Origin of the sequence: Veillonella parvula (assembly GCF_024461875.1) — a bacterium.
GTDB classification, from domain to species: domain Bacteria; phylum Bacillota; class Negativicutes; order Veillonellales; family Veillonellaceae; genus Veillonella; species Veillonella parvula_I.
The window spans coordinates 24,380-50,456 of sequence record NZ_JANGAL010000008.1; the positions used below are offsets into that span (position 1 = coordinate 24,380).

A 26,077-nucleotide genomic window follows, 5' to 3' on the forward strand; every position below is an offset into this window, starting at 1 on the left:
CCAAAAAAATCTACAAGGAGGTAATCTAATGGCTGTCACTGAATCAAAAAAAGCAATCGTTGCTCAAATGAAAGAAACTCTTTCTGAAGCAAAAGGTGCTGTATTGATTGGTTACTCTGGTTTAACTGTTGCGCAAGCAACTGATCTTCGTCGCAAAATGTTGGCTGAAGGTGTTGAATACAAAGTAATCAAAAATACTTTGACTCGTATCGCTGCAAACGAATTGAATCTTGAAGGTTTCGCTGAGCATTTAGAAGGTCCAACTGCGTTGGCTACTTCTAAAGATGATGCTGTTGCACCTGCTCGTGTAATCGAACAATTCATCAAAGCAACTGAAAAAGAAGTTGTAACAGTTAAAGCTGGTATCGTTGAAGGCGAAGTTATGGACGCTGCAGGCGTTAAAGCAATTGCATCTCTTCCAAACCGCGAAGGTATGCTTTCTATGTTGCTTTCCGTATTGCAAGCTCCTGTTCGCAATGTTGCATACGCTGTCAAAGCTGTTGCAGAAGCAAAACCTGCAGAATAATATTTTTTGCAAAGTATTCGTTGGCCACTTGAGGCTGGCACTATAAACTAATTTATGGAGGAAATCTAAAATGGCATTGAACATTGAAAACATCGTTGCTGAATTGAAAGAAGCAACAATCCTTGAACTTAATGATCTTGTAAAAGCAATCGAAGAAGAATTTGGCGTAACTGCAGCAGCTCCTGTAGCTGTAGCAGCTGCTGGTGGTGCTGAAGGCGGCGCTGCTAAAGATTCCTTCGACGTAATCTTGAAAGATGCTGGCGCATCTAAAATCAACGTAATCAAAGTTGTTCGTGAAGCAACTGGTCTTGGCTTGAAAGAAGCTAAAGCTATCGTTGATGGCGCTCCTGCACCTGTTAAAGAAGGCGTAGCTGCTGAAGCTGCTGAAGCTTTGAAAGCTCAATTAGAAGAAGCTGGCGCATCCGTAGAATTGAAATAATTCTAGCTATATTAAAGGCGTACCTTATGGGTACGCCTTTTTCTATTGGAGTTTATAAATTGATGCGAGTTTTGTTTTGTTGACTAATTTGGCTTTTGGATACGGTAATGTATTAGAGAAATCCTTATCATATTTTTTAGGAACGATTACATAGGCACCGCGATTATTTGATGTATTACTTAAAAATGTTTCTTTAGTTATGGTAGGCATTAATGTTTTGCCTTCGGTCCATATAGAATCATCAGTTGTATCTACGAAAACTTGGGTAGGTGTAGTGTCCATGTAATATACAATGGAAGTATAGTAACTGCCATATACATATATTGGTTTTGATGTATCTTCGATGAATGCTTTGAACTGTAAACCAGACTGATTAAACAATATTGGTGGTACTGTAATCGTAATAACCGAGTACAACGTAATTAGTGGAACTAAAGCATATATTGCTAGTTTGAAAAATGATGTTATGTAGTATCGACTGATTAAAATTATACATACTATAATAAAGGAACCTACGATTAATGGTTTACTATCAAGACTTTGATCAAAAGCTGTAGCAAATGTAAAAATCATGTAGTAAATACCTAGTGGTAGGGTAATTAAATAATTAAACTTTTTGAATGATTGAGTAAATTCACCAGTTTCTTTGTCAGTAACTAATTCACAAATTTTTACGGCTGCCCATATTATACAAGGGATAATGGCAGGTAATGTGTAGGTTAGATACTTGGTAGCTACTAGAGAGTAGAAGAGTACTATAACTATAAACCATATAATACCTAATAGATCAAAATCATCTTTCCAGTTAATATTTTTTAAATGATAGACTATTACAGGTGTCCATGGTAATAGTGAAAGGGGCACAATTAATAGATAGTAATACCATACATCAAATTTAGGATGCTCAGATACAAGGGCTCGATCTACATTGTGTAGACCCAAGAATCCGGAAATAAACTGCTCACCGTGTATGGAATACATAGCAATATACCAAGGGCTAGCTATCGCTATAAAGACTAATAGTCCGAAGGGATTAAATAGTAATTTTATATCCTTTGAAAGTTGATAGATTTTATCCTTTCTATGGACTATATAGCGAGCACATACATAAATAAGTAATATTAGACCAGGTAAGATGATGCCTATAGGTCCTTTGGTAATTACAGCTAAGGCTGCAGCAATGTAAGCTTTCACCATAGCTGACTTGTCATTATTGGTAAATGCTAAATAACTATATCCAAATATAGCTAAGGTGAAGAAAAATAAAAAGCCATCGGTTATAACTGCATGAGATATGTACCAAAACTGTAGTGTACTCATTAATAAAATCGCACAAAGTACACCGGCAAAGGTGCTTTTAGACATGCGGTAAGTTATATGATACATTAGGGCTACACTAGCTCCCGCAACAAGTGTATTCGGTATACGCGATGTAAAGTCAGATATACCAAATAGTTTGTACGTAATCATAAGTGCCCAATAGGTGAGCGGTGGTTTATCATACCATACGTGATCGTATATCATGGGGGATATCCATGAGTTATGTTTTAGCATGGTGATGGCGGAGAGAACATAGTTGGACTCCACCGGATCAGTGATTGGCAAATAGGCATTATAAAAGCCGTAGCTCAAAACGGTTAATAAAAAGAGCGCACCTATGCGCAGCATGTGATTGTTAATCATAGTTACTCCTTACTTACATAGTTTATATTATTGTACTATAGGGCGTGTAATATTTAAACCAATCAAAGATAAAAATAGAGCACTTATAAATATGGAGATAATATGGAGATAATATAGAGATAGTTACAAAAAAATAATTATTTATGAAATGATATATTGTATAGAATATTGTTTATTCGGAATACATGAAATAACTTTTATGTATACAAAATACATGCTATAATGAGCGCATAAGATAAAACCGTTTCATTAAACTATCATCTAATATATGAAATAGTGGAAAGAGGATCTATTATGAGAAAAGAACATGATTTCCTAGGTGAATTAGAAGTAGCGGATGAGTTATATTATGGTGTACAAACGATTCGTGCCTTAGAAAACTTCCATATTACGGGGAAACATTTAGACCAAGATTTTATTAAAGCACTAGCAATGGTAAAAAAAGCATCTGCTTTAGCTAATATGAAAACAGGTCGTCTCAATGTATCTATCGGTAAAGCGATTGTTCAAGCAGCTGATGAAGTTATTGCAGGTGAATTTGCTGACCAATTTCCAGTTGATCCAATTCAAGGTGGTGCTGGCACTTCTGTGAATATGAATATGAACGAAGTGTTGGCAAATCGTGCTTGTGAAATTTTAGGTCATCCAAAAGGTAGCTATGATATTGTAAGCCCTAACAATCACTGTAACATGGCACAATCTACGAATGATGCGTTCCCAACAGCAATCAAGGTTTGTGCAATTTTAAAAACTAAACCTTTACTTGAAGCTTTGCAACGTCTTGTTGATGAGCTTGAGAAAAAAGCTGAAGAATATAGTGAAATTTTAAAAATGGGGCGTACTCATTTACAAGATGCGGTGCCTATTACATTGGGACAAGAGATGGGTGCTTACGCATCTGGTATTCGTCGTGGTATTAAACGTATTAAATCTGCCGTTGAAGGTGCACATGTAATTAACATGGGGGCCACTGCAGTTGGTACAGGCCTTAATGCTGAACCTAATTATATTCATGATGTAGCGTACGAATTAAGCGAAGTAGTAGGCGAACCGTTCTACACTGCGGAGAACTTAATCGATGCCACAAACAATACAGATGTATTTGCTGATATCTCTAGCGGTTTGAAGGTAACTGCACTTGTGTTGATTAAGATGGCAAATGATTTCCGCTTAATGGCATCTGGCCCTCGCTGTGGCATTGGTGAATTAAAATTGCCTGCCCGTCAACCAGGATCCTCTATCATGCCAGGAAAAGTAAATCCTGTTATCGCTGAAGTATTGAATCAAGTGTGTTACCAAGTTATCGGTAATGACCTTACTATTACATTAGCTGTAGAAAATGGTCAATTCGAGTTAAATGTTATGGAACCTGTATTGGCATACAACTTGTTCAATAACCTTTGCTACCTCAAAAACGGTGTAAATACATTCGTTGATAAATTGCTTGTTGATCTTGAAGTAGACCGTGAACAATGCGAGTACTGGTTGAATCGTTCCGTTGGTATCGTAACAGCATTGTTGCCACATCTTGGCTATGAAACAGCTTCTGCATTGGCGAAAGAAGCGTATGAAACAGGTCGAGCTATTCGTGATATCATCTTGGATCAAGGTTTATTGACTGAGGATGAAATTAATCATATTCTTTCTCCTAAAGAAATGACTCGCCCTGGTATCGCTGGTGCGAATCTTTTAAAACAAAAAGGCAACTAATTTATGGTTCTCTTTTGATACATGAATAAAGCATGAAAATGAAAGACTGTCAACCCTTTTGGTTGACAGTCTTTTTTAATACTGATAAAATTATATATTGCAAAAGTAGCGTTTTCTGCTTTTGGATGTAAAAACTATAACACAAATAGTGATGAGGTTTTCTTCCAAGGTTGTGCTTGGTTAATGGGAAGCAAGGTTATTTTAAAAATGAAATGGACCTTGCTTTATTTGACGTTGCCCGAGCAGGAAAACTGAGACCTGTAAGATGTCTTTTTCATGCCGTTATAGAAAATGGTAGACCAGTGTGTTTTGATAGGGGTGAAAGCAAATATGTTCAAACCTGAGCAGGTAGGCAAACGAACTCGTTATACGTACGCTAAAATTAACGAAGTTATCAAGATGCCGCATTTATTGGACATTCAACGTAAATCGTATGAGTGGTTCTTGGAGAGTGGTTTACAAAATATTTTCAACGATATTTCTCCGATTAAAGACAATTCAGGTAATCTAGTACTTTCTTTTGAAGGTTTCAGCTTAGGTGAACCTAAGTATGATATTAATGAATGTAAAAACCGTGATGCTACTTACGCAGCACCACTTCGTGTAAATATTCGCTTGGTAAATAATGATCCAGAAAATATGGATATTAAAGAACAAGAAGTATTCATGGGCGATTTCCCATTGATGACAGATACAGGTACTTTCATCATCAATGGTGCAGAACGTGTTATCGTATCCCAATTAGTACGTTCTCCAGGCGTTTACTACAATAAAGAAATCGATACAATGGGTAACCGTTTGTATGATTCCACAGTTATTCCTAACCGTGGTGCATGGATTGAACTTGAAACAGATGCTAGTGAAGTGGTAGCTGTTCGTATTGACCGTAACCGTAAATTACCAGCTACTGTATTGGTACGTGCATTAGGTTGGGATACGAATGAAAGTATCCTCGACCTCTTCTGGAATGGTAAAACTGATGAGGATGGTTTACCAGTATATGATGAACGCATCGTTCGCACATTAGAAAAAGATACAACTCAATCTGCTGACGAAGCATTAGTTGAAATCTATAAAAAATTACGTCCAGGTGAGCCTCCTACTGTAGAGTCTGCTCGTAACTTGTTCGATAACTTGTTCTTCGATGCACGCCGTTATGACTTAGCGCGCGTTGGTCGTTATAAATTGAACAAAAAACTTGGCTGGCGCCAACGTATGTTGGGTCAAACATTGGCTCAACCAATTGTAGATCCAGAAACTGGCGAAATTATCCTTGATGCAGGCGTACAAGTTGGGGAAGAACAACTTGATATCGTTGCTAATAGCCATGTTTTCGATGGTGAAGGTTTTGCTGAATTCTATATCGTAAATAATGATGGTGTAGAGTCTAAAGTTATCTGTAATAACTGCAACTTACCATATGATCACCGTACAGTAACACGTGAAGACATGATCGCTAACATTTCTTACTTGCTCAACCTTATGGATGGTGCAGGTCATACAGATGATATTGACCACTTGGGTAACCGTCGCCTTCGTTGCGTAGGCGAATTGTTGCAAAACCAATTCCGTATCGGTTTAACTCGTATGGAACGTGTTGTTCGTGAGCGCATGACAATTCAAGAAACTGAATCCATTACGCCTCAAGCGTTGATCAATATTCGCCCTGTAGTGGCAGCTATCAAAGAATTCTTTGGTTCTTCTCAATTGTCTCAGTTCATGGACCAAACAAACCCATTGGCGGAATTGACTCACAAACGTCGTCTTTCTGCCCTTGGCCCTGGCGGCTTGTCTCGTGAGCGTGCAGGTTTCGAAGTTCGTGACGTGCATCATTCTCACTATGGTCGTATGTGTCCTATTGAAACTCCAGAAGGTCCAAACATTGGCTTGATTAACTCCTTGTCCAACTATGCAAAGGTAAACGAATTTGGCTTCATCGAAGCACCATACCGTAAAGTAGAAAAAGTGTATGGTAAAGGCAAGGATGCTGATAAAGTTGTTAAAGTGCGCGTATCTGATAGCGTAGTATACATGACCGCTGATGAAGAAGAAGGCATGACAATTGCCCAAGCAAACTCTCCGCTTGATGCAGAGGGGTACTTCACAACTGAACATGTTGCTTGTCGTCGTGGTCATGATGTATTGGAAGTTACACCAGATAAGGTTGACTATATGGACGTTAGTCCAAAAGAAGTTGTATCTATTGGTACAGCTATGATTCCATTCCTTGAAAATGATGATGCTAACCGTGCCTTGATGGGCGCGAACATGCAACGTCAAGCGGTACCACTTTTGCGTGCTCAAGCACCACTTGTTGGTACAGGTATGGAATATACAGCAGCTACTGACTCTGGTGTTTGCGTATTGGCGCGTGAAGCGGGTAAAGTTGTACGTTGTTGGGGTAATGAAATCCACGTTCTTCGCGATAGCGATGGTCGTGTTGATACATACCATTTGAATAAATTCCTTCGTTCTAACCAATCCACATGCTTTAACCAAAAACCAATCGTCAATCGTGGGGACCATGTTGTAAAAGGCCAAGTATTGGCTGATGGTCCTGCTACAGATGGCGGCGAATTGGCATTAGGTTATAACGTTCTTGTAGCGTTCATGCCTTGGGAAGGTTATAACTATGAAGATGCTATCTTGCTTAGTGAAGAACTCTGCAAAGAAGATATCTATACATCCATTCATATTGAAGAATACGAATGTGATGCTCGTGATACCAAATTAGGCGCTGAAGAAATTACTCGTGAGTTGCCTAATACAGGTGACGACACACTTAAAAACTTAGACGAAGATGGTATTATCTGTATTGGTGCAGAAGTACATCCTGGCGATATCCTTGTAGGTAAAGCTACACCAAAAGGTGAAACTGAGCTTACTCCAGAAGAACGTTTGTTGCGTGCTATTTTTGGTGACAAAGAACGTGAAGTTCGCGACACTTCCTTGCGCGTGCCTCATGGTGAATCTGGTAAAGTCGTAGATGTAAAAGTCTTTACCCGTGAAAATGGCGACGAATTACAACCAGGCGTAAATAAACTTGTTCGCGTATATATCGCTCAAAAACGTAAGATTCATGAAGGCGATAAAATGGCGGGCCGTCATGGTAACAAAGGTGTCGTTTCTCGCGTTATGAGAAAAGAAGATATGCCATTCCTTCCAGATGGTACTCCAGTACAAATCGTATTGAACCCATTGGGCGTACCTTCTCGTATGAACATCGGTCAGGTTCTTGAAACTCACTTGGGGTGGGCTGTTCAAGGCTTAGGTATGAAAATCAAAGCTACAGATCTTCACATTCAAAACGTGTTGAAAGAAGCCCGTACTGATGCATCTTACTGGGAACAAATCGATGCAATCCGCGACCTTTATGCTCAAATTGAGGTATTGGAAGCGAAAGTTGCGGAAGATGTTACGGTAAATCATTTCGAAGAAAATGAGCAAATCATTGCTTTGAAAACTAAAATTTTAAAACATGTAGAAGCAGCAGCGCAAAAGAAATTGGATGCTATGGGTGGCGAAGCTCGTTACCAAGAGCTTAAAGCTATTGAAGCTAAATACAATGCACTTCATGTAGAATTCTTTGATTCTGAAGAAGAGGCTCCTGAAATGGATCCTGCGCTTGTAGAAGAATTAGAGGCAATTAGCAAAGTCAAGAATACTCTTAACAACATTCACTCTGCTGAAGAAAAACGCGTTGAAATTCGCAAAGAGTTGGAAAGCCTTGGCTATGATTTTGACAAATATGGCATGCCAAAACCAGATGTAGCAGGTATTCATATTGCTACACCTGTATTTGATGGTGCTCACGAAAAGGACGTATTCGAAACATTGGCGATTGCAGGTCGTCCTGATGATGGTAAAACTGTTCTATATGATGGTCGTACTGGTGAACCGATGGATAACCGCGTCACTGTTGGTTACGTTTACATGCTTAAACTCCATCATTTGGTTGATGACAAAATCCATGCTCGTTCTACAGGTCCGTACTCCCTTGTTACACAACAACCTTTGGGCGGTAAAGCTCAGTTCGGTGGCCAACGTTTCGGGGAAATGGAAGTTTGGGCTCTAGAAGCATATGGCGCAGCCTATACCCTTCAAGAGCTATTAACTGTTAAGTCTGACGACGTTGTTGGTCGTGTGAAAGCATACGAAAAAATCGTTAAAGGCGAAAACATCCCTGAACCAGGTGTACCTGAGTCCTTCAAGGTATTGCTTAAAGAACTTCAAAGTATCGGTCTCGATGTAAAAATCTTGAACGAAGATCAAGAAGAAGTTGTTATGAAAGAACTTGAGGACGAAGATGAGGTGGTAGAAACTGGTATTGAAGAAGTTATGGAAGGCAGTGCTGTAGAAACTGATGAAGTAACTGTAGTAGAACCAGAAGTAGAGGAAGAGGAAGACTTACCAGCTGATAATGGCGGTGAAGATGATATCCTTAGCCAATTGGCGTACCCAATGGGCGACTCCTCTAACGATGAAGACTAAAACTATCTATAAGGAAGGGAGCGATAGTAGTGCTAGACGTAAATGAATTCGATTCCATGCGAATCGGTTTAGCCTCTCCAGAGCAGATTTTATCCTGGTCTCATGGGGAAGTTAAGAAACCTGAAACAATTAACTACCGTACGTTGAAGCCAGAACGTGATGGTCTATTCTGTGAACGCATTTTTGGACCAACAAAGGACTGGGAATGTCACTGCGGCAAATATAAACGCATCCGCCATAAAGGCGTAGTCTGCGACAAATGTGGTGTAGAGGTTACTCGTGCGAAAGTACGTCGTGAACGTATGGGCCATATTCAATTGGCTACTCCTGTATCTCACATTTGGTACTTCAAAGGAATCCCATCCCGTATGGGTCTTATCCTTGACATATCACCACGTTCTTTGGAACGCGTATTATACTTTGCTTCCTACATCGTAGTAGATCCAGCTGGTACACCATTGACAAAACGTCAATTGTTGTCCGAGCAAGAATACCGCGAATACGAAGCTCAATTTAATGAAGACGGTTATACTATCGGTGGTAAATCCGTCGTAATCGAAACAGTGGCTCAACGTAATGAACGTTTAGCTATTGTTCGTGAAGCACAACGCAAAGAGCGCTATAATGCGGCTCTTCGTGATGATGCAACAATACCAGAAGCTGATAAGGAATACGAAGAATTAACTCGCGAAGAACGCTATGAGTTAGGCGCTGCTGAAGAGGTTCTCTTCGCATGTATCGACATGGGTGCTGAAGCGGTAAAAGCTCTCTTATCAGAACTTGATCTTGAAGCATTGAATGCCGAATTGCGCGAAGAGTTGAACACTGCTAGTGGTCAACGTAAAATCCGTGCAGTTCGTCGTTTGGAAGTAGTAGAAGCATTCCGTCAATCTGGGAACCGTCCAGAATGGATGATTATGGACATCGTTCCTGTAATCCCACCTGAATTGCGTCCTATGGTTCAATTAGATGGTGGCCGTTTTGCTACATCTGACCTCAACGATTTATACCGTCGTGTTATCAATCGTAACAACCGTTTGAAACGTTTACTCGACTTGGGTGCTCCTGATATCATCGTGCGCAACGAAAAACGCATGCTTCAAGAAGCGGTTGATGCATTGATTGATAATGGCCGTCGCGGTCGTCCTGTTACAGGTCCTGGTAACCGCCCATTGAAATCCTTGTCCGACATGCTTAAAGGTAAACAAGGTCGTTTCCGTCAAAACTTGCTCGGTAAACGTGTTGACTACTCCGGTCGTTCCGTAATCGTAGTAGGTCCTGAACTTAAAATGCACCAATGTGGTTTGCCAAAAGAAATGGCATTAGAATTGTTCAAACCATTCGTTATGAAACGTTTGGTAGAACGCGGTCAAGCATCCAACATCAAGGCTGCTAAACGCCAAGTTGAAAGAATTGGCCCTGGCGTGTGGGAATCCTTGGAAGAGGTAATTAAAGAACATCCAGTTCTCTTGAACCGTGCCCCTACATTGCATAGACTTGGTATCCAAGCCTTCGAACCAATCCTTTGGGAAGGTCGTGCTATCAAATTGCATCCATTAGTATGTACAGCCTTCAATGCCGACTTTGACGGTGACCAAATGGCGTGTCACTTACCATTGTCCGTAGAAGCACAAGCGGAAGCTCGTACATTGATGCTTTCTAGCCATAATATTTTGTCTACTAAGGACGGCAAGCCAGTAGCAGTACCTTCTCAAGATATGATCTTAGGTACATACTACCTAACAGTTGTACGCGAAGATACTCGTGATAAAGCAAAAACATTTGCTACCTATGATGAAGTTATGCTTGCCTATGAGTCTCATATCATTGGTTTGCAAGATATTCTTTATATCCGTTTACCTGATCATGGCCGTGTAGAAACAACAGCAGGTCGCTTGATCTTCAACAATGCTTTATTCCCAGAATTGTGGCAGTACGAGAAACGTGAAGATGGCACTTACTCTTTAGGTAAGGTTATGGATAAGAAAACAGTTGGTAAATTGGTTGATCAATGTTTCCAATTGTTTGGTAATGAAAAAACAGCAGAATTATTGGACCGCATCAAGTCCTTGGGTTACTCCTTCGCTCGTCGCGCAGGTATGACTGTAGCTATTGCTGATATTAAAGTACCAGAAGTTAAAACTAGCTTGTTAGATACAGCGGAACAAGAGGTAGAAAAAGTATCTCGTATGTACCGCCGTGGTCTTATTACAGAAGAAGAACGTTATCGTAAAACTATCCAATTATGGACAAAGGCAACAGAAGATGTTACCGATGCGATGATGGATAATATGGCGTGCGATAAAGACGGCTTTAACCCTGTTTACATGATGGCTATCTCTGGTGCCCGCGGTAATAAACAACAAATTCGTCAGCTTGCTGGTATGCGTGGTTTGATGGCCGATCCATCTGGTCGAATCATTGACTTGCCAATTAAAGCAAACTTTAAAGAAGGCTTGACTGTATTGGATTACTTTACATCCTCTCATGGTGCTCGTAAAGGTTTGGCCGATACAGCGCTTCGTACAGCTGACTCTGGTTACTTGACACGTCGTCTCGTTGACGTATCTCAAGACGTAATCGTTCGTGAGGACGATTGTGACGTTGTAGGTATCGATCTCGTTCGTGAACGTGCTCGCTTGGCTACATCCCCACGTCAAGCATTAGAATTGCTTAAAGATAAACTTATTGGTCGCGTTTTAGATAAAGATGTTGTGAATGCTGAAACAGGGGAACTTGTTGTACCAGCTGAAACTATCTTGGATGAACAATGCTTGGCAGATATTGCTGAAGCCGGTGTTACATCTATCGCATTGCGCGGTGCACATTTGGGCTCTGATAGCGATATTAACCATACTAACTTGGTTCAAAAAATTATTCTTGGTGAAAGCGACGATAGCATCCGTGCAACATTGAAAGAAACTATGGTTCAAAATATGTTGAACAAGGATACTGTACAAGCAATCGTTGACAGCGAAGGGGTAGAAATCTTCCCAGCTGATACACGTCTTACTGAAGAAGGCATCGAAGCTATCCTTAACTCCGATGTAAAAGAAGTACAAGTGCGGAACAATGAAATCCATGGTATTGAAGTGGAAGCTATCGTTGAAGGCACTGGTGTTATCGAGCCATTAAAAGACCGTATCGTAGGTCGTATTGCAGCTGAAGAATTAGTTAACAAAGAAACTGGCGAAGTCATCGTTCCTCTTAATGGTGAAATCACAGAGGCGTTAGCTGATGAAGTTGTAAAACATTATGAAACAGTAAAAATCCGTTCTGTATTGACTTGCCGTAGCCCATATGGCGTATGTCGCAAGTGTTATGGTCGTGATCTAGGAACTGGCAACCAAGTTCAAGTTGGTGAAGCGGTAGGTATCATTGCAGCACAATCCATCGGTGAACCGGGTACTCAGTTGACAATGCGTACATTCCATACTGGGGGTGTCGCAGGTGACGATATTACACAAGGTTTGCCACGTGTCGAAGAATTGTTCGAAGCTCGTAAACCAAAACGTAATGCTATCATCGCTGAAAATGAAGGTACAGTTCGCGTTGTACCTAATGAAGGTAAGAAAGGTACGAACACTATCTTTATCACTGGTGAAGATGGTATTGAACTTGATTACCTCATTCCTTACGGTTCGCGCATTATCGTTAAAGACGGTGACGTGGTATCCTTGGGCGCTCGTTTGACAGAAGGTTCTATCAATCCTCATGACATCATGCGCGTCATGGGTACTGAAGCAACTCAACGTTATCTCGTATACGAAGTACAAAAAGTATACAAATCCCAAGGTGTAGAAATTAACGATAAACATATCGAAGTTATCGTTCGTCAAATGCTTCATAAAGTTAAAATTGAAACAGCTGGCGATGCGGATATGCTTCCAGGGGATATGGTGGACGTTAATACCTTTGACGAAGAAAACCGTCGTCTTACTCTCAATGGTCGTGAAAATGCTACAGGCAAACGCACACTATTGGGTATTACGAAAGCCGCTTTGGCAACGGACTCCTTCTTGTCCGCTGCGTCCTTCCAAGAAACAACACGTGTTCTTACCGACGCTGCTATCAAGGGTAAAATCGATCCATTATTGGGCTTGAAAGAAAACGTAATTATCGGTAAGTTGATTCCTGCGGGTACAGGCATGAGTCGTTACCGTAAGATTGAAGTTGTAAAAAATACACCTGAAATCATTGATATTACGGAAGAGGTTATGTCTGAAGATTAATTACTTTGGACCAGCCGTTAAGCTATATTAATTGTATAGACTTGTTGCATAGTTGATATTGTGCGACATAATAAAAAGGGTGCACCTGCGAGGTGCACCCTTTTGTTATAGGTATTATTGGTTTCTATTCAGCTGTTTCTTTCGCGTCATGAGACATGATGTCATAACCGACGTCATCCGATAAAGTAAGATATCGTTCGTACTGTCGAATGATATCGGTAATGATATCCTCCCGTGTCATATACTGCGCATCGTATCCGGCGCGCCCGTCACTGAAATATGTCATAGGAATTGCGTTGGTGCTTTCAGTAATGTGAGGAATGTTAGGATCTTCGATGAGATGATCCGATACCTCTTGCGTAACGAGTTTGATGCCGTAGGTAAAGTTGCGCATTGATTCTTTTTCGATGGTTAACTCTACAGAGGCGTCGTTACCATTGAAATGTTTGTCAATTCTCGTAGTTAATCCGTACTTTTCTGTTAATTCTTTGTTGAGCTGATACATAGCAGGCAATGCTGTTGTTTTCATAAAGGAAATAACATCTTCCGACTGCGTTTGGTTGAGTATCTTGGCAAGACCTTGTTTCCAGTTCTTGCTGTCCCAGTAGATGGATGTGGTTGAAAGTTTTGTGTTAAAGTATTGCGTATCTGTCAATAATCCTTGCCATAAGCTGTAGCACATGATAACCATCAAGGCTGCAAATGGTAAGGCGAGAATGAGCGTTACCGATTGTAGTACATTAAGTCCACCGATGCTGAGCAAACTGATGGCAAGAAAGGACATTACAGAGCCCCACATCAAGCATTGCCACTTTGGAGATGAAGTGGATTTATCATAGGCCGCAATATTATTTAACACATAAATACCTGAATCGGCAGATGTAATAAAAAATAATGCTAATACGATAATCGATAGAAGACTAGTTAAACCGGATAAAGGTAAATATTCAAGGAATGCAAAGAGTAGTTGTTCTGGTTTATCGGTTAATGCACCGAGTGCACCGTTTGCTACTGTTTCATCGATATAAATTGCAGTATTACCAAAGATAGTAAACCAAACGATAGTAAATACAGTTGGAATAATGAGTACCCCAAAGATGAACTCTCGAATAGTCCTACCTTTTGAAATGCGCGCAATGAACATGCCCACAAATGGTGCCCAAGATAACCACCAAGCCCAGAATAGTATGGTCCAGCTGAAGAACCATGGACGGGTTTCTGGTGTATAGATAGATGTATAGAAGCTTTGCCCTAAAATATGTGATAGATAGTATCCAAAGTTTTCTACCATTGTATTTAATAGGAGTAATGTAGGACCTGCACATAGTACAAAAAGCATTAAGACTAATGCAACAGATATATTGATTTCGCTGAGTAGCTTAACGCCTTTATCAATACCTGTAACAGCAGATAAAACGGCAATGGACATAATGATGATAATGATGACCGTTTGTGCGGAAAAGTCATTAGTGGAGATGATATCAATATATAGGAACCCTGCACCTAGTTGGGCGGCACCAAATCCTAAGGTGGTTACGATACCTAATAAAGTTACACAAAGTGCGATGATATCGATAATGTGCCCTCGTGGGCCATTGATCTTATCCTTCCACAGCGGATAGAAACATGAACGTAGTGATAATGGCAATTTATAGCGAAAACCAAAATACGCTAATGCTAAAGCCATAATTCCGTATACCGTCCATGCATTGATGCCCCAGTGGAAGATGGAGCGGAATAACGCTTCCTTGGCGCTAGGAGCACCATCGACTAAGCCTACAGCGGAGTGATAATGTGAGAGCGGTTCAGCAGTACCGAAGAACATGAGACCTACACCAGTACCTGCCGCAAATAACATGGCGAGCCAAGCTGTATAAGAGAATTCCGCTTCTTCATCGTCGCTACCAAGTTTGATGTCACCTAGCGAACTAAGTGCAAGAAAGATATTGAAGATAAAGAAGAGACTTATGGATAAAACATAAAACCAGCTGAAATCTTCAAATATAATATCACGAACCCCTTGGAGGATCGTTTGAGAAATTTGCGGAATCAGAAGGGCACATAAGCTCAGCCCTAAGACGATAGACAAGCTACCTATAATTACAGGGGGATTAAAGTTTGAATAACGTTTAATGAGTTTAATCATATAATCTCCTTTCTTTAGTAACTTATAAATACAAATATTTGTTCTGTATTAATTTATATCATAATAAAATGGTGTTTATATTAATTTTGCATAATTGGTAAAAGAAAAAATAATAGCAAATGCATAGAATGATTATTTATACATGAAAATAATGATATATGAATAAAAAATCACTCTTCATTTATAATTTAAGATTGAATGAAACACACGGATGAGTGTACACATAAAATGCAGCTGTAGAGCGGTGTGTGACATTGGAAATTGTTTGACATGGACTGCTGTAATTGATATACTTACATAGTGCTTTAGGCGAGGTATGCCTAATGGGCATAATTTCGTAAGGAGAATTAGTACAATGGACATTGCCCATCTGAAGTCGGTGAACAAAACAATCGGTGCCAAGCAAACGTTGAAACAAATTGCTAAAGGTGCTGTGAAGTACGTGTTCCTGGGTTGTGATAGTGATGAACGTGTGGTACAGCCTTTACGGATTGCTTGTGAAGAACAGGGAATACCTGTGAATGACAAACACACCATGGATGATCTCGGTCGTGCGTGTCGCATTAAGGTGCGGGCCACAGCTGTAGGCGTCCTACGTTAATCTTGGTAATATCCGATGTAACACTTTGTTATGACGGATCAATTATAAATCTCAAATTTGGAAAGGAGGTGCCCAAATGCCAACAATTAATCAGCTAGTACGCAAAGGCCGCATGAGCTTGACTAAAAAATCTACAGCTCCTGCCCTTCAAGAATCTCCACAAAAACGTGGTGTATGTACTCGTGTGTACACAGCTACTCCAAAGAAACCAAACTCCGCGCTTCGTAAAGTTGCCCGTGTACGTTTGACAAACGCTATTGAAGTAACTGCTTACATCCCAGGCATTGGTCACAATTTACAAGAACACAGTGTTGTACTTATCAGAGGCGGTCGTGTAAAAGACCTTCCAGGTGTGCGTTATCACATCGTTCGTGGTGCATTGGATACAGCTGGCGTACAAAATCGTATGCAAAGTCGTTCCAAATACGGCGCGAAAAAAGCTAAAAAATAATTTTAGCCATTAAACGAAATTAACACACATCATTATAAAGGAGGAATTGAACATGCCAAGAAAAGGCCCTGTTCCGAAACGTGATGTACTTCCAGATCCGGTGTACAACAGCAAATTAGTAACACGTTTCATTAACAAAGTTATGTACGATGGTAAAAAAGGCATTGCTGAAACTATCGTATATGATGCATTCGAAATTATTCGTTCCAAAATGGGTCAAGACCCAATGGAAGTTTTTGATCAAGCATTGAAAAATGTTATGCCTGTACTTGAAGTGCGTGCTCGCCGTATCGGTGGTGCGAACTATCAAGTGCCAGTTGAAGTTCGTGCTGATCGCCGTCAAACCCTCGGTATTCGTTGGGTTGTAAATTATGCTCGTCTTCGTGGTGAACGCACTATGAAAGAACGTTTGGCAGGCGAATTGATGGACGCTTTCAACAATGCAGGCGCTGCAATCAAGAAAAAAGAAGATACTCATAAAATGGCAGAAGCTAATAAAGCATTTGCTCATTATCGTTGGTAATAAGAGGTGACAACTGTGGCAAGAGAGTTTTCCTTAGCAAAAACTCGTAATATCGGTATCATGGCTCACATCGATGCTGGTAAAACAACAACTACAGAACGTATCCTCTACTATACAGGTATCGTTCACAAGATCGGCGAAGTACATGAAGGCGCTGCTACGATGGACTGGATGGAGCAAGAGCAAGAACGTGGTATCACAATCACTTCTGCTGCAACAACTTGTCAATGGAAAGAACATCGTATCAATATCATCGATACTCCTGGTCACGTTGACTTTACTGTAGAAGTAGAACGTTCTCTACGTGTACTTGACGGTTCTGTTGCGGTGTTCAGTGCTAAAGGTGGCGTTGAACCTCAATCCGAAACAGTATGGCGTCAGGCTTCTAACTACGGCGTACCTCGTATCGCTTATGTAAATAAGATGGATACTGTAGGTGCTGACTTCTTCAACGTAGTTGACATGATGAAAGCTCGTTTGGGTGCAAATTCCGTAGCTATTCAAGTACCAATCGGTGCTGAAGATACTTTTGAAGGCATCATTGACTTGATGACTATGAAAGCGGAAATTTATAAATCCGATGACGGTAAAGAATATGAAATCACTGATATCCCTGCTGAATATCAAGAAGTAGCAGAAGCTCGTCGCGAAATGATGATCGATGCTATCGCTGAAACAGATGATGATATCATGATGAAATATTTGGAAGGCGAAGAAATTTCTGTGGAAGAATTGAAAGCGGCATTGCGTAAAGCTGTTATTGCTAACCAATTATTCCCAGTTCTTTGCGGTTCTTCCTATAAAAATAAAGGTGTTCAAATGTTATTGGATGCTGTTATCGATTACATGCCAGCTCCAATCGATATCCCACCTATTAAGGGTGTTGTTCCTGGTACTGAAGAAGAAACAACTCGTCCTTCTTCCGATGAAGAACCATTCTCTGCGCTGGCATTCAAAATCATGGCTGACCCTTATGTTGGTAAATTAGCGTTCTTCCGTGTGTACTCCGGTACATTGGAATCTGGCTCCTACGTTTTCAACTCCACTAAAGGTAAAAAAGAACGTATCGGTCGTATTCTTCAAATGCACGCTAACTCCCGTAAAGAAATCGAACGCGTATATTCTGGTGACATCGCTGCGGCGGTTGGCTTAAAGGATACTACTACAGGCGACACATTGTGTGATGAAAAATTTCCTGTAATTCTTGAGTCCATGGAATTCCCTGAACCAGTTATCTCCGTTGCTGTTGAACCTAAAACAAAAGCTGACCAAGAAAAAATGGGTACAGCTCTTGCTCGTTTGGCAGAAGAAGATCCTACTTTCAAAGTTCGTACTGATGAAGAAACAGGTCAAACTATTATCTCCGGTATGGGCGAACTTCACTTGGATATCATCGTTGACCGTATGAACCGTGAATTCAAAGTAGATTGTAACGTAGGTAAACCTCAAGTAGCATACCGCGAAACTATCCGTAAAGCTGTTAAGGCTGAAGGTAAATTCGTACGTCAATCTGGTGGTCGTGGTCAATATGGTCACTGCTGGTTGGAATTGATTCCTCAAGAACCAGGTGCTGGCTTCGAGTTTGAAAACAAGGTTGTAGGTGGTGCGATTCCTCGTGAATACATCGGACCTGTTGAAAGCGGTGTTAAAGAAGCTATGGAATCCGGTGTTATCGCTGGGTACCCTATGGTTGATGTTAAAGTTATCGTATTTGATGGTTCCTACCATGACGTTGACTCCAACGAAATGGCCTTCAAAATTGCTGGTTCTATGGGCTTCAAAGAAGGTGCTCGCAAAGCAGATCCTGCATTGCTTGAACCATACATGGCTGTAGAAGTAGACGTTCCTGAAGAATATATGGGCGACGTTATCGGTGACTTGAACTCTCGTCGTGGTCGCATGGACGGCATGGAAGCTCGTAATGGTTCCCAACATATCAAAGCATATGTTCCATTGAGCGAAATGTTCGGTTACGCAACTGACCTTCGTTCCAAAACGCAAGGCCGTGGTAACTACTCCATGACATTCGATCATTACGAAGAAGTTCCTAAGAAAATTGCTGAAGAAATTCAAGCAAAGAAAAACGGTTAATCTCATATTAGATTAATAGAATTACTATTTTCCTCGGAGGATAATTTAAAATGGCAAAAGAAAAATTTGAACGTACGAAACCGCATGTTAACATCGGTACAATCGGTCACGTTGACCATGGTAAAACTACTTTGACTGCTGCAATCACTAAAGTATTGGCTGAAAAAGGTCAAGCTGACTTCCAAGATTACAGCATGATCGATAAAGCTCCAGAAGAACGCGAACGCGGTATCACAATCAACACTGCACACGTTGAGTATGAAACTGCTAACCGTCACTATGCACACGTTGACTGCCCAGGCCATGCTGACTATGTTAAAAACATGATTACTGGTGCGGCTCAAATGGACGGCGCTATCTTGGTTGTATCCGCAGCTGACGGCCCTATGCCTCAAACTCGCGAACACATCTTGTTGGCTCGCCAAGTTGGTGTTCCTGCAATCGTAGTATTCTTGAACAAAGCTGACATGGTTGACGATGAAGAATTGATCGAATTGGTAGAAATGGAAGTTCGTGAACTTCTTTCTTCCTACGAATTCCCTGGCGACGAAGTACCTATCGTTGTAGGTTCCGCGTTGAAAGCTTTGGAAGGCGACGCTCAATATGTAGCTAAAATTGACGAATTGATGGACGCTGTAGACTCCTACATCCCAACACCAGTTCGTGATACTGATAAACCATTCTTGATGCCTGTGGAAGACGTTTTCACAATCACTGGTCGTGGTACAGTAGCAACTGGCCGTGTTGAACGTGGTCAAGTAAACGTTGGTGATACTGTTGAAGTAGTAGGCTTGAAAGAAAAAGCTGAACAATATGTAGTAACAGGTCTTGAAATGTTCCGTAAAGTGTTGGATTCTGCAGTAGCAGGTGACAACGTAGGTGCATTGCTTCGTGGTGTTGATCGTAAAGACATCGAACGTGGTCAAGTATTGGCTAAACCAGGCTCCATCAACCCACACACAAAATTCAAAGCAGAAGTATACGTATTGACTAAAGAAGAAGGTGGCCGTCATACTCCATTCTTCTCCAACTACCGTCCACAATTCTACTTCCGTACAACAGACGTAACAGGTGTTGTAAACCTTCCTGAAGGTGTAGAAATGTGTATGCCTGGCGATAACGTAACAATGGAAATCGAATTGATTACTCCAATCGCTATCGAAGAAGGTCTTCGCTTTGCGATCCGCGAAGGTGGCCATACAGTAGGCGCTGGCGTAGTAACAGAAATCGAAGGTTAATTTAACCTTTTATGCTCATCGTAGAATGCGTTGAGCACAATACATGCAGCACTCAGAGCGGCAGATAATGCCGCTCTCGTGTTGTGTTTTTAAACTATGAAGTAGAAGGTTGCCTCTGCGGAGGAGAATTTCTATGGAGCAGCCCATTCACGAAATGGACGACAGGAGGAATTATTAATAATGGCTAAACAGCAAAAAATCCGTATTCGCCTTAAGGCATACGACCACAAAGCTCTCGATCAAAGCGCTGCTAAGATCGTAGACACTGCAAAAAGAAATGGCGCTATGGTATCTGGTCCGATTCCATTGCCAACAGAAAAGAATATCTTCACAATTCTTCGTTCTGTACACGTAAACAAAGATTCTCGTGAACAATTCGAAATGCGTACACATAAACGCTTAATCGATATTCTTGAACCAAATTCGAAAACAGTAGATGCTATCACTCGTTTAGATTTACCAGCTGGTGTATCTATTGAAATAAAACTATAAGGAGGTGCGATAATGTCTAAAGCTATTTTGGGTAAAAAATTAGGAATGACACAAGTCTTCACAGCTGAAGGCCAATTAGTTCCTGTAACAGTAGTGGAAACTACCCCAAGCGTTGTAGTGCGCGTAAAGACTGTAGAAACAGACGGCTACGAAGCAGTACAAATTGGTTACGGTTCCATTAAAGAAAAACATTTAACAAAACCTGTAAAAGGTCAGTTCGACAAAGCTGGCGTAGCTCCAGTGAAATATCTTCGCGAAGTTCGCGTAGCTAATGCAGCTGACTACACAGTAGGCCAAACTCTGGCAGCTGATATCTTCGCAGAAGGTGAATTGGTGGACGTAGTGGGTACAGGTAAAGGTAAGGGTTTTGCTGGCACAATTAAACGCCATAACTTCTCCCGTGGTCCTGAAACTCATGGTTCTAAATCTCACCGTGAACCTGGTTCCATCGGTCCTATGATCTCCGGTGGCGGCGGTAAGGTATACAAAGGTAAAAAACTCCCTGGACAAATGGGTGGTTACAGAGTTACCGTACAACGCTTATCCGTTGTGAAAGTTGATGCTGAACGTAACCTTTTATTGGTTAAAGGTGGTATCCCAGGCGCTAAAGGTAGCTTGGTTATGGTTCGCAACACGGTTAAACCTGTTAAATAATCATTTGTCGAAAGGAGGATTATGTAATGCCTACAGTAGCAACATATAATCAATCCGGCGTTAAAGTCGGTGAAATACAGTTAAACGATGCAGTATTCGGCGTTGAAGTTAACGAAGCCGTAATGCATCAAGCCGTAGTTCGTCAATTGTCTAACGAACGTCTCGGCACACATGCAACAAAAACTAGAGGTATGGTTCGTGGCGGTGGCCGCAAACCTTGGAAACAAAAAGGTACTGGCCGTGCTCGTGCAGGCTCCAGCCGTTCCCCAATCTGGATCGGTGGTGGTACTACATTTGGTCCACAACCTCGCAGCTATTACAAAGCTATGCCTCGTAAGGCTAGACGTTTAGCAGTTAAATCTGCTCTTAGCGATAAAGTGAATAATAGCGAATTATACGTTTTGGAAGAAATCACATTAGCAGCTCCTAAAACAAAAGAAGTGTTGAACATTATTAACAGCTTCAACGTTGGTGATGCAAAAGTATTGTTCATCACTGAAGGTGATGTAAATGTTGAACGTTCCGCTCGTAATATCCAAGGTGTTAAAGCTTTGGCTTGCGAAGGTATGAACATTTTCGATCTTCTTCATTACGATAAGCTCTTCATTACTAAAGGCGCTGTCGCAAAAATCGAGGAGGTGCTCGGATAATGCAATTACATGATGTACTAATCCGCCCGGTTATTACCGAAAAATCCACTATGCTTATGGAAGAAGGCAAATACACTTTCCGTGTGCCTTTGACTGCAAATAAAGTGCAAATCCGTCAAGCAGTTGAAAAAATCTTCAATGTAAAAGTAGAAAAAGTAGCTACTATTCGTGTTTTAGGTAAGACTAAACGCATGGGTCGTACACAAGGTAAACGTAGCGATTATAAAAAAGCTATCGTAACCTTAAAAGCTGGCGAATCCATTGAATTCTTTGAAGGTGTCTAAGAGTCTAGTTGTAAGGAGGCCCACTAATGGCAATTAAATCATTTAAACCGTACTCCGCTGGTCGCCGGTTTATGACAGTATCCGCCTTCGACGAAATCACAGCAAGCAAACCAGAAAAATCCTTGCTCGCTAAGATTTCTCAAAAAGGTGGTCGTAACAATACTGGTAAAATGACAGTTCGTCACCAAGGTGGCGGTCACAAACGTCAATACCGTATTATTGACTTCAAACGTACTAAAGATAATATTCCAGCTAAAGTAGCAACAATTGAGTATGATCCTAACCGTTCTTCTCGTATCGCTTTGCTTAACTACGCTGATGGTGAAAAACGCTACATTTTAGCTCCTAACGGTCTAAAAGTTGGTGACGTTGTATTCTCCGGTCCTGAGTCTGATATTAAACCTGGTAACTGCTTACCATTGGCTAATATTCCAGACGGTACACAAATCCACAATATCGAATTGAAAATCGGTAAAGGTGGTCAAATCGTTCGTTCCGCTGGTACATCTGCTCAATTGATGGGTAAAGATAATGGCTACGCTATTCTTCGTTTACCATCTGGTGAAATGCGTCGTGTTCGTCAAGAGTGCCGTGCAACAATTGGTGTTGTTGGTAACGCTGACCACAGCAACCTTGTAATTGGTAAAGCTGGTCGTCATCGTTGGATGGGTGTTCGCCCTGGCAACCGTGGTGTTGTAATGAACCCTTGTGACCATCCACATGGTGGTGGTGAAGGTAAATCTCCTGTTGGTCGTAAACATCCTGTTACACCTTGGGGCAAACCAGCACATGGTGTTAAAACTCGCGACAAGAAAAAAGCTTCTAACAGCTTAATTATTAAACGTCGTACAAAATAGGATAAAGGAAAGGAGATAAAATAGTGTCCAGATCTATTAAAAAAGGCCCTTTCGTAGCAGATCATTTGCTTAAGAAAGTTGAAGCTTTAAACGAAACTAACGAAAAGAAAGTTGTAAAAACCTGGTCCCGTGCCTCTACTATTATCCCAAGTTTTGTAGGCCACACAATTGCTGTGCATGATGGTCGCAAACATGTACCTGTATTCATTACAGAAGATATGGTAGGTCATAAATTAGGTGAGTTCGCTCCTACACGTACTTATAGAGGTCATGGTAAGGACGAAAAATCTACAGGCAAAAAATAGGAGGAAATAATACATGGAAGCAAAAGCAATCGCTAGACATATCCGAATCGCGCCTCGTAAAATCCGTATCGTTGCAGATTTAGTGCGCGGTAAAAACATCGGCGAAGCATTTGCCATCTTGAAGTTCACTCCGAAAGTTGGCGCTGATGTAGTAGAAAAAGTTATGCGTTCTGCAATCGCAAACGCTGAACATAATTTCGATATGAATGTTGACAATCTTTACGTATCCGAGATCTTCGTTGATCAAGGCCCTACATTAAAACGCATTCATCCTCGTTCCCGTGGTCAAGCTTTCAAAATTTTGAAACGTACTAGCCACGTAACAGTAGTAGTTAAAGAAAGAGCTTAAGAAGGAGGGAAACAGAGTGGGTCAAAAAGTTAATCCACACGGTTTGCGTGTCGGTATCGTAAAAGATTGGGACGCAAAATGGTATGCAGATAAAGATTTCGCTGCTAATCTTCATGAAGACGTAAAAATTCGTAACTTCTTGAAAGAAACCCTTTTCATTGCTGGTATTTCCCGCATTGAAATCGAGCGTACAAATAAACGTATTAAATTGACTATCCACACTGCGAAACCAGGTATGGTTATCGGTCGTGGTGGTGCTGGTATCGAAGATATCAAAAAAGCAATGACTCGTTTCACTGATAAACAAGTGGACGTTAACATTGCAGAAATTAAACAAGCAGACATGGATGCAACATTAGTTGCTGAAAACATTGCGGGCCAATTGGAACGTCGTATCGGCTTCCGTCGTGCAATGAAACAAGCTGTAGGTCGTACAATGCGCTTAGGTGCAAAAGGTATTAAAATCATGGTAAGCGGTCGTCTTGGCGGTGCTGAAATCGCTCGTAGCGAATCCTATCGTGAAGGTTCTATTCCTTTGCATACACTTCGTGCAGACATCGACTACGGTACTGCTGAAGCTCATACAACATATGGTTGTATCGGCATTAAAGTATGGATTTACAAAGGTGAAGTTTTGCCAGAAGCAAAACAAGCACCTGCTAAGAAGGAAGAAGGTGGCAAGTAATGCTTATTCCAAAGCGCGTAAAACATCGTAAGCAATTCCGCGGCCGTATGAAAGGTCGTGCTATGCGCGGTAATACAGTGTCTCATGGTGAGTTCGGCTTGGTAGCATGCGAACCATCTTGGATCACTAACCGTCAAATCGAAGCTGCCCGTATTGCTATGACTCGTTATATCAAACGTGGTGGTAAAGTATGGATTAAAATTTTCCCTGACAAACCAATCACAGCTAAACCAGCTGGTACTCGTATGGGTTCCGGTAAAGGTTCTCCTGAATACTGGGTAGCAGTGGTTAAACCAGGTCGTGTAATGTTTGAAATGGACGGTGTGCCAGAAGCTACAGCTCGTGAAGCTATGCGTCTTGCAAGCCATAAACTTCCAATCAAATGCAAATTTGTTGTTAAGGGTAAAGAATTGGGTGGTGACGTAAATGAAGGTTAATGACATTCGCAATATGAGCGCTGCCGAAATGGAACAAAAAGTTTCCGGTCTTAAGGAAGAGTTATTTAACCTCCGTTTTCAGCTTGCAACAGGTCAATTAGAAAATCCTATGCGCATTCGTGAAGTTAAGAAGACAATCGCTCGTATTAAAACTGTACAACGTGAAGTTGAACTTAAATCTGAAAACGCATAATAACAGATTTGTTAAAGTTTGAAAAGGAGGCTTAAAATCGTGGCAGAAGAAAGAAACGTACGTAAAGTCCGCGTAGGTAAAGTTGTTAGCGACAAAATGGACAAAACTGTTGTTGTTGCTGTTGAACGTAAAGTACCTCACGCATTATATAACAAGCCAATGGTTAGCACAAAACGCTTCAAAGCTCATGATGAAAATAATGAGTGTCAAATTGGCGATACAGTTAAAATTGTAGAAACTCGTCCACTTTCTAAAGATAAATGTTGGAGAGTTGTTGAAATTCTTGAAAGACAAAAATAAGAGTGATGTAAGGAGGAATAGACGATGATCCAGCAACAAACAATTTTGAATGTTGCCGACAACACTGGTGCTAAACGTATTATGTGCATCCAAGTCATGGGCGGTTCTTATCGCAAATTCGGCAATATCGGTGACGTAATCGTTGCTTCTGTAAAAGATGCATCACCCGGTGGCGTTGTCAAGAAAGGCGACGTAGTTAAAGCTGTTATTGTTCGTTCTAAAAAAGGTATCCGCCGTCAAGACGGTTCCTATATTCGTTTCGATGAAAACGCAGCAGTAGTTATTAAAGATGACAAGACCCCTCGTGGTACTCGTATCTTTGGACCTGTAGCTAGAGAACTTCGTGAAAAAGACTTCATGAAAATCGTTTCTTTGGCTCCAGAAGTATTATAAGAAGGAGGAACGCAGCATATGGCTAAGCTACAAATCAAAAAAGGCGATACAGTTGTTGTTATCTCCGGTAAAGATAAAGGTAAGCAAGGTACAGTTATCGCAACTGAACCTAAAAAAGAACGCGTATTTGTTGAAGGCGTTAACACTGTAAAACGTCACACAAAACCTTCCCAAGCTAACCCACAAGGCGGCATCGTTACTAAAGAAGCTGGCATTCATGTTTCTAACGTAATGGTTGTCGACCCAGAAACTAAAACAGCTACTCGTATCAAAAAGGTAGAAGGCAAGGACGGTAAATTCGTTCGCGCTACTGTTAAATCCGGTACAGTACTTAAATAATCAGGAAA

At 41.0% G+C, this 26,077-nt stretch carries 25 protein-coding genes; 23 read left to right on the forward strand and 2 right to left on the reverse strand.

All coding sequences use genetic code 11. The annotated features are described in order from the left end of the window. Positions 1 to 28: 28 nt before the first annotated feature. The gene (gene rplJ / locus NE668_RS09285) at positions 29 to 526 is read left to right on the forward strand and encodes a 50S ribosomal protein L10 (RefSeq protein WP_008602491.1); all 498 of its coding nucleotides are present in this window, start codon (positions 29 to 31) and stop codon (positions 524 to 526) included. Between the two features lie 70 nt (positions 527 to 596). Then, on the forward strand, positions 597 to 965 hold the full coding sequence (gene rplL, locus NE668_RS09290; protein WP_004693540.1) for a 50S ribosomal protein L7/L12: 369 nt from the start codon (positions 597 to 599) through the stop codon (positions 963 to 965). 42 nt (positions 966 to 1,007) lie between these two features. On the opposite strand, the gene NE668_RS09295 is transcribed toward rplL, so the two are convergent. Further along, entirely contained in the window at positions 1,008 to 2,648 is a 1,641-nt protein-coding gene (locus NE668_RS09295; RefSeq protein WP_227037353.1) for an ArnT family glycosyltransferase, read from the reverse strand. Between the two features lie 294 nt (positions 2,649 to 2,942). On the opposite strand from NE668_RS09295, the gene NE668_RS09300 reads away from it, so the two are divergent. From NE668_RS09300 to rpoC, 3 genes are all read left to right on the forward strand, one after another. Next, complete coding sequence (locus NE668_RS09300; protein WP_004693544.1) at positions 2,943 to 4,358, forward strand: aspartate ammonia-lyase; 1,416 nt, start codon at positions 2,943 to 2,945, stop codon at positions 4,356 to 4,358. Between the two features lie 330 nt (positions 4,359 to 4,688). Then, a complete protein-coding gene (gene rpoB, locus NE668_RS09305; RefSeq protein ID WP_060919552.1) occupies positions 4,689 to 8,849 on the forward strand; it encodes a DNA-directed RNA polymerase subunit beta in 4,161 nt (1,386 codons plus the stop codon). A gap of 29 nt (positions 8,850 to 8,878) precedes the next feature. Then, positions 8,879 to 13,081: a DNA-directed RNA polymerase subunit beta' gene (gene rpoC / locus NE668_RS09310; RefSeq protein ID WP_004693548.1), complete on the forward strand. Its 4,203-nt coding sequence runs from the start codon at positions 8,879 to 8,881 to the stop codon at positions 13,079 to 13,081. Between the two features lie 124 nt (positions 13,082 to 13,205). Here rpoC and NE668_RS09315 read toward each other — a convergent pair whose 3' ends face one another. Further along, positions 13,206 to 15,227, reverse strand: coding sequence for a BCCT family transporter (locus tag NE668_RS09315; RefSeq protein WP_227037356.1), 2,022 nt, complete (start codon positions 15,225 to 15,227; stop codon positions 13,206 to 13,208). Between the two features lie 355 nt (positions 15,228 to 15,582). Here NE668_RS09315 and NE668_RS09320 point away from each other — a divergent pair, with 355 nt between their 5' ends. The 18 genes from NE668_RS09320 (at position 15,583) to rplX (ending at position 26,069) form a co-directional block, all read left to right on the forward strand. Next, positions 15,583 to 15,828, forward strand: coding sequence for a L7Ae/L30e/S12e/Gadd45 family ribosomal protein (locus tag NE668_RS09320; protein WP_004693552.1), 246 nt, complete (start codon positions 15,583 to 15,585; stop codon positions 15,826 to 15,828). A 76-nt stretch (positions 15,829 to 15,904) separates the two neighbouring features. Then, positions 15,905 to 16,279, forward strand: coding sequence for a 30S ribosomal protein S12 (gene rpsL, locus NE668_RS09325; RefSeq protein ID WP_004693554.1), 375 nt, complete (start codon positions 15,905 to 15,907; stop codon positions 16,277 to 16,279). Between the two features lie 52 nt (positions 16,280 to 16,331). After that, the gene (rpsG, locus tag NE668_RS09330) at positions 16,332 to 16,802 is read left to right on the forward strand and encodes a 30S ribosomal protein S7 (RefSeq protein WP_004693556.1); all 471 of its coding nucleotides are present in this window, start codon (positions 16,332 to 16,334) and stop codon (positions 16,800 to 16,802) included. Between the two features lie 15 nt (positions 16,803 to 16,817). Then, complete coding sequence (gene fusA, locus NE668_RS09335; protein WP_227037358.1) at positions 16,818 to 18,893, forward strand: elongation factor G; 2,076 nt, start codon at positions 16,818 to 16,820, stop codon at positions 18,891 to 18,893. 50 nt (positions 18,894 to 18,943) lie between these two features. Further along, the gene (gene tuf, locus NE668_RS09340; protein WP_012864763.1) at positions 18,944 to 20,131 is read left to right on the forward strand and encodes an elongation factor Tu; all 1,188 of its coding nucleotides are present in this window, start codon (positions 18,944 to 18,946) and stop codon (positions 20,129 to 20,131) included. A 180-nt stretch (positions 20,132 to 20,311) separates the two neighbouring features. Further along, positions 20,312 to 20,623 (forward strand): 30S ribosomal protein S10, encoded by a 312-nt coding sequence (gene rpsJ / locus NE668_RS09345; RefSeq protein ID WP_004695100.1) that lies wholly within the window; start codon positions 20,312 to 20,314, stop codon positions 20,621 to 20,623. A gap of 12 nt (positions 20,624 to 20,635) precedes the next feature. After that, the gene (rplC, locus tag NE668_RS09350) at positions 20,636 to 21,277 is read left to right on the forward strand and encodes a 50S ribosomal protein L3 (protein WP_004695102.1); all 642 of its coding nucleotides are present in this window, start codon (positions 20,636 to 20,638) and stop codon (positions 21,275 to 21,277) included. Positions 21,278 to 21,303: 26 nt separating this feature from the next. After that, a complete protein-coding gene (gene rplD, locus NE668_RS09355; RefSeq protein ID WP_004695105.1) occupies positions 21,304 to 21,927 on the forward strand; it encodes a 50S ribosomal protein L4 in 624 nt (207 codons plus the stop codon). Next, entirely contained in the window at positions 21,927 to 22,211 is a 285-nt protein-coding gene (gene rplW, locus NE668_RS09360) for a 50S ribosomal protein L23 (RefSeq protein ID WP_004695108.1), read from the forward strand. Before rplD ends, rplW begins: the two co-directional genes overlap by 1 nt. 26 nt (positions 22,212 to 22,237) lie before the next feature. Continuing rightward, positions 22,238 to 23,068 carry a 50S ribosomal protein L2 gene (gene rplB / locus NE668_RS09365; protein WP_004695109.1) on the forward strand — a complete coding sequence of 277 codons (831 nt, stop codon included), beginning with the start codon at positions 22,238 to 22,240 and terminating at the stop codon, positions 23,066 to 23,068. 23 nt (positions 23,069 to 23,091) lie between these two features. Continuing rightward, positions 23,092 to 23,373: a 30S ribosomal protein S19 gene (rpsS, locus tag NE668_RS09370; RefSeq protein WP_004695110.1), complete on the forward strand. Its 282-nt coding sequence runs from the start codon at positions 23,092 to 23,094 to the stop codon at positions 23,371 to 23,373. A 13-nt stretch (positions 23,374 to 23,386) separates the two neighbouring features. Continuing rightward, on the forward strand, positions 23,387 to 23,722 hold the full coding sequence (gene rplV, locus NE668_RS09375; RefSeq protein ID WP_004695112.1) for a 50S ribosomal protein L22: 336 nt from the start codon (positions 23,387 to 23,389) through the stop codon (positions 23,720 to 23,722). Positions 23,723 to 23,738: 16 nt separating this feature from the next. Beyond that, positions 23,739 to 24,407 (forward strand): 30S ribosomal protein S3, encoded by a 669-nt coding sequence (gene rpsC / locus NE668_RS09380; protein WP_004695113.1) that lies wholly within the window; start codon positions 23,739 to 23,741, stop codon positions 24,405 to 24,407. Next, complete coding sequence (gene rplP / locus NE668_RS09385) at positions 24,407 to 24,844, forward strand: 50S ribosomal protein L16 (RefSeq protein ID WP_004695114.1); 438 nt, start codon at positions 24,407 to 24,409, stop codon at positions 24,842 to 24,844. Before rpsC ends, rplP begins: the two co-directional genes overlap by 1 nt. Beyond that, entirely contained in the window at positions 24,834 to 25,037 is a 204-nt protein-coding gene (rpmC, locus tag NE668_RS09390; RefSeq protein WP_004695115.1) for a 50S ribosomal protein L29, read from the forward strand. Before rplP ends, rpmC begins: the two co-directional genes overlap by 11 nt. 39 nt (positions 25,038 to 25,076) lie before the next feature. After that, complete coding sequence (rpsQ, locus tag NE668_RS09395) at positions 25,077 to 25,337, forward strand: 30S ribosomal protein S17 (protein WP_004695116.1); 261 nt, start codon at positions 25,077 to 25,079, stop codon at positions 25,335 to 25,337. A gap of 24 nt (positions 25,338 to 25,361) precedes the next feature. Further along, a complete protein-coding gene (rplN, locus tag NE668_RS09400; protein WP_004695117.1) occupies positions 25,362 to 25,730 on the forward strand; it encodes a 50S ribosomal protein L14 in 369 nt (122 codons plus the stop codon). 18 nt (positions 25,731 to 25,748) lie between these two features. Beyond that, positions 25,749 to 26,069, forward strand: coding sequence for a 50S ribosomal protein L24 (rplX, locus tag NE668_RS09405; RefSeq protein WP_004695118.1), 321 nt, complete (start codon positions 25,749 to 25,751; stop codon positions 26,067 to 26,069). Positions 26,070 to 26,077: the final 8 nt, after the last annotated feature.

Excerpts from the sequence above, each read along its gene's own strand:
- rpsG (WP_004693556.1), top strand. The coding sequence starts at position 16,332 with ATGCCAAGAAAAGGCCCTGTTCCGAAACGTGATGTACTTCCAGATCCG.
- rplN (WP_004695117.1), top strand. The coding sequence starts at position 25,362 with ATGATCCAGCAACAAACAATTTTGAATGTTGCCGACAACACTGGTGCT.
- rpoB (WP_060919552.1), top strand. The coding sequence starts at position 4,689 with ATGTTCAAACCTGAGCAGGTAGGCAAACGAACTCGTTATACGTACGCT.
- rpsJ (WP_004695100.1), top strand. The coding sequence starts at position 20,312 with ATGGCTAAACAGCAAAAAATCCGTATTCGCCTTAAGGCATACGACCAC.
- NE668_RS09315 (WP_227037356.1), bottom strand. The coding sequence starts at position 15,227 with ATGATTAAACTCATTAAACGTTATTCAAACTTTAATCCCCCTGTAATT.
- rplL (WP_004693540.1), top strand. The coding sequence starts at position 597 with ATGGCATTGAACATTGAAAACATCGTTGCTGAATTGAAAGAAGCAACA.
- rplD (WP_004695105.1), top strand. The coding sequence starts at position 21,304 with ATGCCTACAGTAGCAACATATAATCAATCCGGCGTTAAAGTCGGTGAA.
- rplP (WP_004695114.1), top strand. The coding sequence starts at position 24,407 with ATGCTTATTCCAAAGCGCGTAAAACATCGTAAGCAATTCCGCGGCCGT.
- rplC (WP_004695102.1), top strand. The coding sequence starts at position 20,636 with ATGTCTAAAGCTATTTTGGGTAAAAAATTAGGAATGACACAAGTCTTC.
- rpmC (WP_004695115.1), top strand. The coding sequence starts at position 24,834 with ATGAAGGTTAATGACATTCGCAATATGAGCGCTGCCGAAATGGAACAA.
- rplX (WP_004695118.1), top strand. The coding sequence starts at position 25,749 with ATGGCTAAGCTACAAATCAAAAAAGGCGATACAGTTGTTGTTATCTCC.
- rplV (WP_004695112.1), top strand. The coding sequence starts at position 23,387 with ATGGAAGCAAAAGCAATCGCTAGACATATCCGAATCGCGCCTCGTAAA.
- NE668_RS09300 (WP_004693544.1), top strand. The coding sequence starts at position 2,943 with ATGAGAAAAGAACATGATTTCCTAGGTGAATTAGAAGTAGCGGATGAG.
- NE668_RS09320 (WP_004693552.1), top strand. The coding sequence starts at position 15,583 with ATGGACATTGCCCATCTGAAGTCGGTGAACAAAACAATCGGTGCCAAG.
- rpsL (WP_004693554.1), top strand. The coding sequence starts at position 15,905 with ATGCCAACAATTAATCAGCTAGTACGCAAAGGCCGCATGAGCTTGACT.
- NE668_RS09295 (WP_227037353.1), bottom strand. The coding sequence starts at position 2,648 with ATGATTAACAATCACATGCTGCGCATAGGTGCGCTCTTTTTATTAACC.
- rplB (WP_004695109.1), top strand. The coding sequence starts at position 22,238 with ATGGCAATTAAATCATTTAAACCGTACTCCGCTGGTCGCCGGTTTATG.
- tuf (WP_012864763.1), top strand. The coding sequence starts at position 18,944 with ATGGCAAAAGAAAAATTTGAACGTACGAAACCGCATGTTAACATCGGT.
- rplW (WP_004695108.1), top strand. The coding sequence starts at position 21,927 with ATGCAATTACATGATGTACTAATCCGCCCGGTTATTACCGAAAAATCC.
- rplJ (WP_008602491.1), top strand. The coding sequence starts at position 29 with ATGGCTGTCACTGAATCAAAAAAAGCAATCGTTGCTCAAATGAAAGAA.